Here is an 11,433-nt window from a genome sequence, read left to right on the forward strand (position 1 = left end):
GCATGAGCGACGTGGCGGATCCCGACAGCACACCCCGCAGCCGGGCGGTCCGCCGGCGGGACACCGAACGGCGGCTGGCCCACGACGTCGACCTCTGGGTCGCCTCGGCCTCCGGCGACGGTGTGCCGCACCTCGTCCCGCTGTCGTTCGACTGGGACGGCGAGTCGGTGCTCCTGGCCACGCCCGCGACGAGCCCCACGGGTCGCAACCTCGCCGCGTCGCGCACCGCCCGGCTGGGCCTGGGGCCGACGCGGGACGTCACGCTCGTCGAGGGCGAGGTCGAGGTGGTGGCCCTGGGCGACCTCCCGCCGGCCGCGGCGGACCGGTTCGCGGAGCGGACGGGGTTCGACCCGCGCGCGGAGGACGGGGACTACGCCTGGTACCGGGTGCGGCCACGGGTGGTGCGGGCGTGGCGCGAGGCCGACGAGCTCCCGGCCCGCGAGCTGATGCGCGACGGTCGGTGGCTCGTCGAGGCCGCGGGGGAGGGGCGATGAGCGAGGCCGACCGGCACGACGTCATCCGGGTGCAGGGCGCGCGAGAGAACAACCTCAAGGACGTGAGCATCGAGCTGCCCAAGCGGCGGCTCACCGTGTTCACCGGGGTCTCGGGCTCGGGCAAGAGCTCGCTGGTCTTCGGCACGGTCGCCGCGGAGTCGCAGCGGCTCATCAACGAGACCTACAGCGCCTTCGTCCAGGGCTTCATGCCGTCCCTGGCGCGGCCCGAGGTCGACCGGCTCGAGGGCCTGACGACGGCGATCATCGTCGACCAGGAGCGGATGGGCGCCAACCCGCGCTCGACGGTCGGCACCGCCACCGACGCCAACGCCATGCTGCGCATCCTCTTCAGCCGTCTCGGGGACCCCCACGTCGGCCCCCCGACGGCCTTCTCGTTCAACGTCCCGACCCGCGTCGCCAGCGGGGTGATGTCCACCGAGAAGGGCGGGCGCACCGAGAAGAACGTCGTCCGCAAGGCGGTCTACCTCGGCGGCATGTGCCCGCGCTGCGAGGGCATGGGCCAGGTCAACGACATCGACCGCAGCGCCCTCTACGACGAGACGAAGTCGCTGCGCGAGGGGGCGCTCACCGTGCCCGGGTACTCGATGGACGGCTGGTACGGCCGGCTGTTCGAGGGGATGGGGCTGCCGATGGACCGGCCCATCGCCTCGTTCACCGCCACGCAGCTCGACACGATGCTCTTCGCCCCGCCGACGAAGATCAAGGTCGAGGGCGTCAACCTCACCTTCGAGGGGATCATCCCGCGCATCCAGAAGTCGATGCTCTCCAAGGACCCCGAGGCGATGCAGCCGCACGTCCGGCGGTTCGTCGAGCGGGCGGTCACCTTCCAGACCTGCCCCGACTGCGGCGGCACCCGGCTCGGCCCCGAGGTGCTGGCCTCGCGCATCGCGGGCAAGAACATCGCCGACCTCTGTGCGATGCAGATCAGCGACCTCGCCGAGTGGGTTCGCGCGCTCGAGCAGCCCTCTGTCGCACCGCTCCTCGCGGGGCTGCAGCACCTCCTCGACTCGTTCACGACGATCGGCCTCGGGTACCTGTCGCTCGACCGGCCGGCCGGGTCGCTCTCCGGGGGAGAGGCGCAGCGCACGAAGATGATCCGCCACCTCGGGTCGGCGCTCACCGACGTCACCTACGTCTTCGACGAGCCGACGATCGGCCTGCACCCCCACGACATCCAGCGGATGAACGACCTGCTGCTGCGGCTGCGCGACAAGGGCAACACCGTCCTCGTCGTCGAGCACAAGCCCGAGACGATCGCCATCGCCGACCACGTCGTCGACCTCGGTCCCGGCGCCGGGTCGGCCGGGGGAGAGGTCTGCTTCGAGGGGCCGGTCGAGGGGCTGCGGGGGAGCGGCACGGTGACGGGCCGCCACCTCGACGACCGGGCGCGGCTCAAGGACACCGTCCGGACGCCCACCGGGGTGCTCGAGGTGCGCGGCGCGTCGACGCACAACCTGCGCGACGTCGACGTCGACCTGCCGCTCGGCGTCCTGTGCGCCGTCACCGGGGTCGCCGGCTCGGGCAAGAGCTCGCTCGTCATGGGCTCGGTCGCCCGACGGGACGGCGTCGTCGTCGTCGACCAGGGCGCCATCAAGGGGTCCCGGCGCAGCAACCCCGCCACGTACACCGGTCTGCTGGAGCCGATCCGCAAGGCGTTCGCGAAGGCGAACGGCGTCAAGCCCGCCCTGTTCAGCTCGAACTCCGAGGGGGCGTGCCCCACGTGCAACGGCGCCGGGGTCGTCTACACCGAGCTCGGGGTCATGGCCACCGTCGAGTCGACCTGCGAGGACTGCGAGGGCCGCCGCTTCCAGGCCGAGGTGCTCGAGTACGCCCTCGGCGGGCGGAACATCGCCGAGGTGCTCTCGATGCCCGTCACCGAGGCCGAGGCGTTCTTCGCCGGCGGCGAGAGCCGGGTGCCGGCGGCCCACGCCGTGCTGCAGCGGCTCGCCGACGTCGGGCTCGGGTACCTCACCCTCGGGCAGCCGCTCACCACGCTGTCCGGCGGTGAGCGCCAACGGCTCAAGCTCGCGGCGCGGATGGGCGAGCACGCCGAGGTCTACGTCCTCGACGAGCCGACGACCGGGCTGCACCTCGCCGACGTCGAACAGCTGCTCGGGCTGCTCGACCGGCTCGTCGACACGGGCACGTCGGTCCTCGTCATCGAGCACCACCAGGCGGTCATGGCCCACGCCGACTGGATCGTCGACCTCGGCCCGGGCGCCGGCCACGACGGCGGACAGGTCGTCTTCGAGGGCACACCCGCCGAGCTCGTCGAACGGCGGCACACCCTGACCGGCGAGCACCTCGCGGCGTACGTCGGGGCGTCGACGAGCCCCTGAACCTGCCGGCGTCGTGGTCGGATGGAGCGATGGATGCCATCTGGTGGGTCGTCATCGTCCTCACCGTGCTCATCGGGGCCGGCGGCGTGCTCTACGCGCTGTGGCATGGAGAGCGCGGTCCGTCCCGGGGGGCCGGGGCGGGATCGGAGTCCGCTGCGGTGGACCGGTCGGAGCCGGGGTCGGAACGCCGATAATCGACATTATGTCATTAAGCGGTGGGCCGAGGCCTCTCTCGACCTCCCCCGGAGCGGTCCCGGCCGACCTAGGCTGAGCGGGTGAGCCAGCCGTTCGTCCTCGGGTACGACAACCGCACCGGACGAGGGCCGGGGCGCGGCGTGCGCCTCCTCGGCACGGTGCTCCCGGGCGTCCGCAGCGTCCAGGCCTCCGCGGACCCCTACGCCTCGTCCTGGACGACGCACAACCGCCGCGCCCTGCGCACGCCCGGGCGTCGCTGGGTCGTCCTCGGCGACTCGATGTCGCAGGGAGTGGGCGCGTCGGCGTGGGACGCCGGCTGGGTGGACCAGGTGGCGCGGCGGCTGGCCGACGAGGGGCACCCGCTCGTCGTCGTCAACCTCTCGGCCACCGGGGCCCGCACCGACGACGTCGTGGACCAGCAGGTCCCGGTGCTCCGCGCGCTCCCGCACACCGAGGAGGCCGACGGCCCGGACGTCGTGACGGTCATGGTCGGGTCGAACGACCTCTTCGCCGGCGGCGCCCGGCGCCGCGCATTGCCCGACGAGTTCGCCCGCCTGGTCGAGGCCCTCCCCCGTGGCGCCGTCGTCGCCTCGCTCCCCCAGCCGCGCACCGCCGCCCGGCAGGCGAACACCCACGTCGAGGCGGCGGCCGCCCGCGGCGAGCTCGTCATGGTCGACATGCGCGCCGAAGGCCCGACCAGCTGGCGCGGCCGGTTGGCCGCTGACTTCTTCCACCCCAACGACGCCGGGTACGCCGAGATCGCCCGGGCCTTCCTGCCCCACGTGCGGCGAGCGGTGACAGGTCGGGCGCCCCTCCCCCTTGCGGACGAGGGTCCCCCCGGCGCATAGTTAACAACATTGTGAACAATCAACGGCGGTCCCCCGACCTCGATGACGCCTTCGGCGCCCTCGCGAACGAGCAGCGCCGGCACATGGTCGAGGTCCTCGCGGTGCGCCCCACGACCGTGAGCGACCTCGCGGCCGAGGTGGGTCTCACGCTGCCGGCGATCCACCGGCACGTCCGCGTCCTCGAGGCGGCCCGCCTCGTCCGACGCCGCAAGACCGGACGCAGCACCGTCCTCGCCCTCGAGCGCGCCGGTCTGCGACCCGTCGCGTCCTGGGTCTCCGGGTTCAGCCCCTGGTGGGGCACCGACGCCGAGACCCTCGAGCGGCCGGACGACCCACCACCCCCATCCACCGCACGACTGGAGTGACCCGATGTCCACCTTCCTCTTCCTCTACCGGGGCTACGTGACCCCCACCCCCGAGATCGGCCGCGCCTGGATGGAGTGGTTCGAAAGCGTCGGCGACCGGATGGTCGACAGCGGCAACCCGCTGAGCGGCGGAGCGGAGGTGACCCCGGACGGCGTGACCGAGCTGCCCCTCGGCCCGGACTCGCTCACCGGGTACTCCGTCGTCCGGGCGGCGGACCGGGACGAGGCCCTCGCGCTCGCCGCGACCAACCCGATGGTGACGAGCGTCGTCGTCCACGAGCTGGCCCGGATGTGATGCCGGCGGCGCGAGCTCAGGCGCCGAAGTCGACGTCCTCGGCCTCGACCGTCCCGGCCGAGCGCCCCGGTGCGTCCTGGTAGCGCCAGTACAGGTTCGTGTGCGCGATGACGTCGGCGGGCGACGGTGCGCCCCAGTCGGACTTGTCCCCCGTCGTGTGGGCGTCGCCGACGAGGGTGACGTCGTAGCCCCGGGTGAAGCCACCGTGGATCGTCGAGCGGATACAGGCGTCGGTCTCGGCACCGGTGACGACGAGCCGACCGACCCCCGCACGCGCCAGCACCTCCTCGAGGTCGGTGCCCTCGAACGAGTCGCCGTACCGCTTCTGGACGACCGCCTCGGACTCGGCCGGGGCGAGCTCGGGGACGATGCGCCACGGCTCCTCCCCCGTGACGAGCTCGTCGTCGCTGTTGTGCTGCACCCAGACGACCGGCACGCCCGCGGCCCGGGCGCGCTCGACGAGTGCGCCGATGCGGCCGACGACGCCCTCGCGGTCGTGGGCCTCGGCGACGACGCCGTTCTGGACGTCGACGACGAGCAACGCCGTGCCCTCGCGATCCTCGAGTGTGGTCATGACCGTCCCCTTCCGCCGGCGCCCGTCGCCGGTGCCGCGAGCCTAGGGCCGGGCACCGACGACGCACCCGTTCAGAGGACCTTGGACAGGAAGGCCTGCGTGCGCTCCTCCTGCGGGTTCCCGAGGACCTCGGCGGGGTCCCCCTGCTCGACGATGACGCCACCGTCCATGAAGACGAGGGAGTCGCCGACTTCGCGCGCGAAGCCCATCTCGTGGGTGACGACCATCATCGTCATACCCTCGGCGGCGAGGTCGCGCATGACGTCGAGGACGTCGCCGACGAGCTCGGGGTCCAGGGCCGAGGTCGGCTCGTCGAAGAGCATGAGGTCGGGGGTCATCGACAGCGCTCGCGCGATGGCGATGCGCTGCTGCTGACCGCCGGAGAGGTGCGCGGGGTAGGCGCCCTCACGATCGGCCAGCCCGACCCGCTCGAGGTTCGCGCGGGCCACCTCGGCCGCCTCGTCCTTGCTGCGCTTCCTCACCTTGGTCTGCGCGATGCAGAGGTTGTCGAGCACGGTGAGGTGCGGGAAGAGGTTGAACTGCTGGAAGACCATCCCGATCCGGCTGCGCAGCTCGTCGAGGTCGACGTCGGGGTCGGTCACCTCGACGCCCTCGACGAAGATCCGCCCGGAGGTCGGCTCCTCGAGCCGGTTGACGCAGCGCAGGAGCGTCGACTTGCCGGACCCGGAGGGGCCGATGACGCAGACCACCTGACCGGACTCGACCTGGACGTCGACGCCCTCGAGGACCTCGTTGCGCCCGAAGGACTTGTGCAGGTCCCGGACCTCGATCGCCGGGGCGTCGGTGTCGACGTGGATCTCGGACATCAGCGGGCCCTGTCGGCTCGGGCCTCCATGCGCCGGACGACGACGGAGAGCGGGACGGTGATGATCAGGTAGCTCAGCGCCACCGCGAAGAGCGGCGTGAGGTTGACGTACTGCGAGAGGTTGCGCCGGCCGAAGTCGGTCAACTCGCTGTCGGCGAGGCTGAGCCCGATGACGTAGACGAGCGAGGAGTCCTTGGTCAGCAGGATCAGCTCGTTCGTCAGCGGGGGCAGGATGATGCGGAAGGCCTGCGGGATGACGATCGAGACCATCGCCCGGGTGTGCGACATCCCGAGCGAGCGCGCCGCCTCGGTCTGGCCCTTCGGCACCGCCTGGATGCCGGCCCGGATGGTCTCGGCCATGTACGCCGCGCCGACGAGACCGAGGGCGACGGTGACCACGCCGAGCGTGCCGCCCGGCAGCACCCGGCCCGGGAAGGCGATCGGCAGGCCGTAGTAGAAGCCGATGAAGACGATGAGCGCCGGCACACCGCGGAAGAACTCGATGAACGTCGTCGCGATCCAGCGGTAGGGGCCGACGGACGACAGGCGCATGAGCGCGAGGACCAGGCCGAGCGCCAGCCCGAAGAGGAAGGCGCACGCCGTGTACGTCACCGTGTTGCGCAGCGCCGTCGTGAAGATCCTCGGGAACAGCTCCGGGAGGATCTCGCCGTTGAAGAACTGCTCGCGCAGCGTGGCCCAGTCGGCGGTCAGCCCGACGGCCAGCGCCGCCAGCGCGAGGACCGCGTACTGCACGTACCGGCTGATCTCGGCACGCCGACGCGGGGACCTCGCCGACGCCCGCGCCCCCCGCTCGCGGGTGGGCGTGGGCGTCGGGACGGGGGGCGCGCTCACGAGCTCGCGGGACGCTCGCCGAACCAGGTCGCGTAGATCTCGTCGTAGCTGCCGTCGGAGCGGGAGTCGGCGATGACCTTGTTCGCGGCGGCCAGGAGCTCGGGGTTGGCGTCCTTCTTCACCGCGAAGCCGTACTGCTCACCGGTGTCGAACTCCGCCGTGACGAAGGTGTCGTCGTTCTTCGCCGCGTAGTCGAGCAGGGGGCCGTTGTCCTGGATGACGGCGTCGATCTGCCCGCTCTTGACCGCCGAGGTCTGCAGGCCGAGGTTCTCGAAGGCCTTGACCGTGACGTCCTCCGGCGCGTTCTCGGTCGCGTACTTCTCCCCCGTCGTGCCGGTCATCACTCCGAGGGACTTGCCGGACAGCTTCTCGAGGGAGTCGAGGTCCTCGTCCTTGGTGAGCAGGGCCTGGGTCGCGTCGAAGTAGGGGTCCGTGAAGTCGATGGCGTTCGCGCGGGCCTCGGTGATCGTCATCCCGGCGGCGGCGATGTCGCAGTTGCCCGAGTTCAGCGCCTGGCCGGACTGGATGCCCTCGAAACCGGTGACGACGATGGCCGGCTCGAGGTCGTTCTCGGTGGCGATCTTCTTCACGAGGTCCATGTCGAACCCGACGATCTCGTTCCCGCGCTCGAACTCGAACGGCTCGTACGGCAGCGAGGTGCAGATCGTCAGCTTGCCGTCGCTGATGACGTTGATGCCGCTGTCGGTCGTCGTGGTCTCGGTGGCGCAGGCCGTGAGGCCCAGCGCGAGGGCGCTCGCGGCGATGGCAGAGGTCGTGGCTCTCGTGTGCATGGCCTGCACCCTAGGAAGGTCGCAGGACCGGTTCCCCGACGACTGTGTGTCAGTCGCGCGACAGTCGTGCGACGCCGTCGTCATGTGCCCGTAGCCTTGTCCGGCGATGCAGTGCGACGACTTCGACGCGGGCCGGTGCCGGTCCTGCACCCTCATGGGCAGCCCCTACGACACCCAGCTCGCCGACAAGGAGCGCCGCGTCCGCGAGGTCCTCGCCGCGCACGCCGGGGCCCTGCAGTGGTCGCCGCCGGTGCGTTCCCCCGCCTCGCACTTCCGGAACAAGGCCAAGCTCGTCGTCGGCGGCCGCGCGGGACGCCCGACGCTCGGCATCCTCGACGAACGGGGCCGCGGGGTGGACCTGCGCCGCTGCGGCCTCTACGAGCCGGGGCTCGCCGCGACCTTCGACCCGCTGCACCGCGTCCTCGCCGAGCTGGGCATCGAGCCGTACGACGTGCCGGCGCGCCGCGGGGAGCTCAAGCACGTCATCGTCACCCACTCCCCCGACGGGGAGCAGCTCGTGCGCTTCGTCGTCCGCAGCGAGGCGGGGCTCTCGGCCGTGCGGAGCGCGCTTCCGGCGGTCCGGGCCGCGGTGCCGTCGGCGCGGGTCGTCACCGTCAACGTCCACCCGGAGCACAAGGCGGTCCTCGAGGGCGAGACCGAGGTGGTCCTCACCGACGAGGGCCTGCTCCCGATGCGCCTCGGCGAGGTCACCCTGCACCTCGGCCCCCGGGCCTTCTTCCAGACCAACACGTGGGTGGCCCGGGAGCTCTACGCCCAGGCGCGGCGCTGGGCCGACACCCTCGAGCCGTCCGTCGTCACCGACCTGTACTGCGGGGTCGGCGGCTTCGCCCTGCACCTCGCGACGCCCGGGCGACGGGTCGTCGGCGTCGAGACGTCCGAGGAGGCGGTCGCCGCCGCACGCACCTCCGCTCGCGAGATGGCCTCCCGCACAGTCGGACTCGACATCACCTTCCGAGCCGGCGATGCCACGCGCGAGCTCGCCGACGACCCCGGCCTCGTCGTCGTCAACCCGCCGCGGCGTGGGATCGGGCCCGACCTGGCGGCCCGGCTCGAGGCCTCGCCCGCCTCGCACGTCGTCTACTCCAGCTGCAACGTCGACACCCTCGCCCGGGACCTCGGGGCGATGCCCGGCCTGCGACCGGTCGAGGGGCGGGTGGTCGACATGTTCCCCCAGACCCGGCACGTCGAGACGGTGCTCCTGCTCGCCCGGCGCTGAGCCGCCGGATCAGCAGCCGACCCCCGTCGGGCGAGGCTTGACGGTGCCTTGACCCGCGCTTGAGGCGCGGCGCGTCGGCCGTCCGTACCCTCCATCCGTCGGATCTCGGTGAAGGAGTCGCCGTGGACCTCGGGTCTCGCAGGGGTGACGTCCGGGTGGCCGGCGGCGGTGCCGTGCGGCGCCGTGTCGCGCCGGTCCTGTGGTCGGTGCTCGTCGTCGTCGGTCTCACGGTGCCCCTCTGGGCCCTGTGGGCCACACCGGCCCGGGTGCACACCGGGGTGTGGCGCGTCACCTCGCTCGTCGCGGCCCTCGGCGCGGCCTCCCTCCTCGTCCTCACCTTCCTGCTCCCCAGCCGGTTCCGGCCCCTCACCGGCTACCTCGGGGTCGAGCGGCTGCTCCGGAGCCACCGCGCGCTGGCCCTCACCGCCGCCGGGCTCGTCGCCCTCCACGTCGTCGCCGTCGTGCTCCGGCCGGGCCCGGGGCTCGCGGTCCTCGACCTGCGCGTCGCGCCACCGCGGGTCTGGGCGGCGAGCGCCGCGACGCTCGCCCTGCTCGCCCTCGTGCTCCTCGGCCTGAGCCGCCGCCGGCGACGTCCCCGGTACGAGGGGTGGCGGCTCGCGCACGTCCTCCTCGCGAACGTCGCGCTCGTCGCGACGGCGCTGCACGTCCTGTGGCTCGAGGACCTCACCCGTTTCCCCGAGGCCAGGGCGTGGTTCGTCGGGCTGGCTCTGCTCATGCTCGGCGCGCTGGCCTTCCGGTGGGTGTGGCGGCCGCTGCGCACGGCGCGGCAGCGCTACGTCGTCGACGAGGTCCGCCGGGCCTCGCCGACCGCCGTCACCCTCGTGCTCCACGCGACCGGGCACCGCGGTGTGCCGTTCCGTCCCGGACAGTTCGCCTGGCTGAAGATCGGCACCTCGCCCTTCGTCTTCGAGGAGCACCCGTTCACCATCGCCTCGGCCGCGACCGAGCCGTGGCGCAAGGAGTTCACGATCAAGGGGATCGGCGACTTCAGCGAGCTGGTGGCCGGTCTCAAGCCCGGCCGCCGCGTCTTCCTCGACGGCCCGCACGGCGCCTTCACCCTCGACGGCCTGCGGTCCGACCGCTTCGTCCTCATCGCGGGAGGTGTCGGCATCACCCCGATGCTCAGCATGCTCCGGACGCTCGCGGCCCGGCACGACCCGCGCCCCGTGCTCCTCGTCGTCGCCGGCCGCACCGCCGACGAGCTGCTGCACCGGGCCGACGGCGAGCACCTCGAGGAGGCGCTCGACCTCCGGGTGGTCGAGGTGCTGGAGGAGCCGCCGGCGGACTGGGACGGGCACGTCGGGCGGCTGACGGAGGAGACGCTCGAGGGCGCCTTCCCCCGGCGCCGCGCCCGCGAGGTGGTCGACGTCTTCATCTGCGGGCCGGGCCCGATGGTCGCGGCCGCCACCCGCATCGTCAGCGACCGGGGCATCCCGTCCTCGCGGATCCACACCGAGCTCTTCGACGTCGTGTGAGCCTAGGCTCGCCGACATGACCTTCTCGATCGCCGCCCGGGACGGTGACGCCTGGGGCGTCGCGGTCGCCAGCAAGTTCCTCGCCGTCGGGTCGGTCGTGCCCCGGGTCGTGCCCGGGGTCGCGGCGATCGCGACCCAGGCGATGGCCCGGGTCGCCTACCTCGACGAGCTCGAGGCCGCCCTCGCCGCCGGGGCGGACGCCCGCTCCGCGCTGGCGGACGCCACGGCCGCCGACGCCGGGCGCGAGGACCGTCAGGTCGGGGTCGTCGGCGCCTCGGGCTCGGCGACCTTCACCGGGTCGACCTGCCTGCACTGGGCCGGCGGGGTGAGCAGCTCGGACGCCACCTCCGCCTGGGCCATCCAGGGCAACATCCTCACCGGTCCCGAGGTCGTCGAGGCGATGGAGTCGGCGTGGCACGTGCAGGCCGGCGCGCCGCTCGACGTGCGCCTGCTCGCCGTCCTCCTCGCCGGCGACGCGGCGGGCGGCGACGCGCGCGGACGGCAGAGCGCCGCCCTGCTGGTGCGGGCCCCGGGCGCGGGGTACGACGCCGGCGGGGTGGTGGCCGACCTGCGGGTCGACGACCACCCGGACGCCCCGCTCGAGCTGTCCCGCCTGCACGGTCTGTCGACCCTGTACTTCGGCACGGCCGAGGACGTCCTGCCGCTCGAGGGCGCGCTGCGCGAGGAGGTGGCGGGGCTGCTCGCCGCCGCCGGTCAGGCCGGGCCGCCCGGGACGGCGCTCGAGGCGGCCCTCGAGGCGTGGATGGGCGAGGTCAACCTCGAGAACCGGCACTCGAGCGACGGCATCGACACCCGCGTGCTCGCCGTGCTCCGCGAGCAGCCGCCCGCCTGACCGAACCCTTACCGAGTCCTGACACGGCGCAGGACCCACCGTGACCGAGGGGCTCGTACCGTGGGTTCCGGTGGCAGACGCCCGCACCGGCCGTGGTCGACACCCCTGACGTGTCGCCCGTCCTCCCCCTCCGGCCCGGTGCCCGGGGCGACGCTCCACCGCTGCGGGGGGGGGCCCCCCCGGGCCCCCCCCCCCCGCCCCCCCCCCCCCCGGGGGGGGGGGGCCGGCGCCGCGGCGGCCCCGGCCC

At 73.2% G+C, this 11,433-nt stretch carries 12 protein-coding genes; 8 read left to right on the plus strand and 4 right to left on the minus strand.

Features of this window, described 5'->3' with window-relative positions; all coding sequences use genetic code 11:
- Nucleotides 1-2 precede the first annotated feature (2 nt).
- From JQN70_RS04635 to JQN70_RS04655, 5 genes are all read left to right on the plus strand, one after another.
- Entirely contained in the window at nucleotides 3-494 is a 492-nt protein-coding gene (locus JQN70_RS04635) for a pyridoxamine 5'-phosphate oxidase family protein (protein WP_204130144.1), read from the plus strand.
- On the plus strand, nucleotides 491-2,854 hold the full coding sequence (locus JQN70_RS04640) for an ATP-binding cassette domain-containing protein (protein WP_204130145.1): 2,364 nt from the start codon (nucleotides 491-493) through the stop codon (nucleotides 2,852-2,854). The genes JQN70_RS04635 and JQN70_RS04640 overlap by 4 nt, the downstream gene beginning before the upstream one ends.
- A gap of 275 nt (nucleotides 2,855-3,129) precedes the next feature.
- Nucleotides 3,130-3,897 (plus strand): SGNH/GDSL hydrolase family protein, encoded by a 768-nt coding sequence (locus tag JQN70_RS04645; RefSeq protein WP_204130146.1) that lies wholly within the window; start codon nucleotides 3,130-3,132, stop codon nucleotides 3,895-3,897.
- An 11-nt stretch (nucleotides 3,898-3,908) separates the two neighbouring features.
- Entirely contained in the window at nucleotides 3,909-4,262 is a 354-nt protein-coding gene (locus JQN70_RS04650; protein WP_204130147.1) for an ArsR/SmtB family transcription factor, read from the plus strand.
- 4 nt (nucleotides 4,263-4,266) lie between these two features.
- Entirely contained in the window at nucleotides 4,267-4,557 is a 291-nt protein-coding gene (locus JQN70_RS04655; protein WP_204130148.1) for a YciI family protein, read from the plus strand.
- A 16-nt stretch (nucleotides 4,558-4,573) separates the two neighbouring features.
- Here the strand turns inward: JQN70_RS04655 and JQN70_RS04660 are convergent, their stop codons facing one another.
- The 4 genes from JQN70_RS04660 to JQN70_RS04675 all read right to left on the minus strand — a co-directional run bounded on the left by JQN70_RS04660 (nucleotide 4,574) and on the right by JQN70_RS04675 (nucleotide 7,600).
- Nucleotides 4,574-5,131, minus strand: coding sequence for a cysteine hydrolase family protein (locus JQN70_RS04660; protein ID WP_204130149.1), 558 nt, complete (start codon nucleotides 5,129-5,131; stop codon nucleotides 4,574-4,576).
- A 71-nt stretch (nucleotides 5,132-5,202) separates the two neighbouring features.
- Complete coding sequence (locus tag JQN70_RS04665) at nucleotides 5,203-5,958, minus strand: amino acid ABC transporter ATP-binding protein (protein WP_204130150.1); 756 nt, start codon at nucleotides 5,956-5,958, stop codon at nucleotides 5,203-5,205.
- Entirely contained in the window at nucleotides 5,958-6,809 is an 852-nt protein-coding gene (locus tag JQN70_RS04670) for an amino acid ABC transporter permease (RefSeq protein ID WP_204130151.1), read from the minus strand. The genes JQN70_RS04665 and JQN70_RS04670 overlap by 1 nt, the downstream gene beginning before the upstream one ends.
- Nucleotides 6,806-7,600, minus strand: a complete 795-nt coding sequence (locus JQN70_RS04675; RefSeq protein ID WP_204130152.1) for a transporter substrate-binding domain-containing protein — start codon at nucleotides 7,598-7,600, stop codon at nucleotides 6,806-6,808. Before JQN70_RS04675 ends, JQN70_RS04670 begins: the two co-directional genes overlap by 4 nt.
- A 106-nt stretch (nucleotides 7,601-7,706) precedes the next feature.
- Between JQN70_RS04675 and JQN70_RS04680 the strand changes: the two genes are divergently transcribed.
- The 3 genes from JQN70_RS04680 (at nucleotide 7,707) to JQN70_RS04690 (ending at nucleotide 11,186) form a co-directional block, all read left to right on the plus strand.
- Nucleotides 7,707-8,837, plus strand: a complete 1,131-nt coding sequence (locus JQN70_RS04680) for a methyltransferase domain-containing protein (RefSeq protein ID WP_204130153.1) — start codon at nucleotides 7,707-7,709, stop codon at nucleotides 8,835-8,837.
- Between the two features lie 122 nt (nucleotides 8,838-8,959).
- A complete protein-coding gene (locus tag JQN70_RS04685) occupies nucleotides 8,960-10,333 on the plus strand; it encodes a ferredoxin reductase family protein (protein ID WP_204130154.1) in 1,374 nt (457 codons plus the stop codon).
- A gap of 16 nt (nucleotides 10,334-10,349) precedes the next feature.
- Nucleotides 10,350-11,186, plus strand: a complete 837-nt coding sequence (locus tag JQN70_RS04690; protein WP_204130155.1) for a DUF1028 domain-containing protein — start codon at nucleotides 10,350-10,352, stop codon at nucleotides 11,184-11,186.
- Nucleotides 11,187-11,433 lie beyond the last annotated feature (247 nt).

The sequence above is a fragment of the Phycicoccus sonneratiae genome, assembly GCF_016887965.1.
Lineage (GTDB): Bacteria > Actinomycetota > Actinomycetes > Actinomycetales > Dermatophilaceae > Phycicoccus > Phycicoccus sonneratiae.

Excerpts from the sequence above, each read along its gene's own strand:
- JQN70_RS04640 (WP_204130145.1), top strand. The coding sequence starts at position 491 with ATGAGCGAGGCCGACCGGCACGACGTCATCCGGGTGCAGGGCGCGCGA.
- JQN70_RS04665 (WP_204130150.1), bottom strand. The coding sequence starts at position 5,958 with ATGTCCGAGATCCACGTCGACACCGACGCCCCGGCGATCGAGGTCCGG.
- JQN70_RS04690 (WP_204130155.1), top strand. The coding sequence starts at position 10,350 with ATGACCTTCTCGATCGCCGCCCGGGACGGTGACGCCTGGGGCGTCGCG.
- JQN70_RS04675 (WP_204130152.1), bottom strand. The coding sequence starts at position 7,600 with ATGCACACGAGAGCCACGACCTCTGCCATCGCCGCGAGCGCCCTCGCG.
- JQN70_RS04655 (WP_204130148.1), top strand. The coding sequence starts at position 4,267 with ATGTCCACCTTCCTCTTCCTCTACCGGGGCTACGTGACCCCCACCCCC.
- JQN70_RS04680 (WP_204130153.1), top strand. The coding sequence starts at position 7,707 with ATGCAGTGCGACGACTTCGACGCGGGCCGGTGCCGGTCCTGCACCCTC.
- JQN70_RS04635 (WP_204130144.1), top strand. The coding sequence starts at position 3 with ATGAGCGACGTGGCGGATCCCGACAGCACACCCCGCAGCCGGGCGGTC.
- JQN70_RS04660 (WP_204130149.1), bottom strand. The coding sequence starts at position 5,131 with ATGACCACACTCGAGGATCGCGAGGGCACGGCGTTGCTCGTCGTCGAC.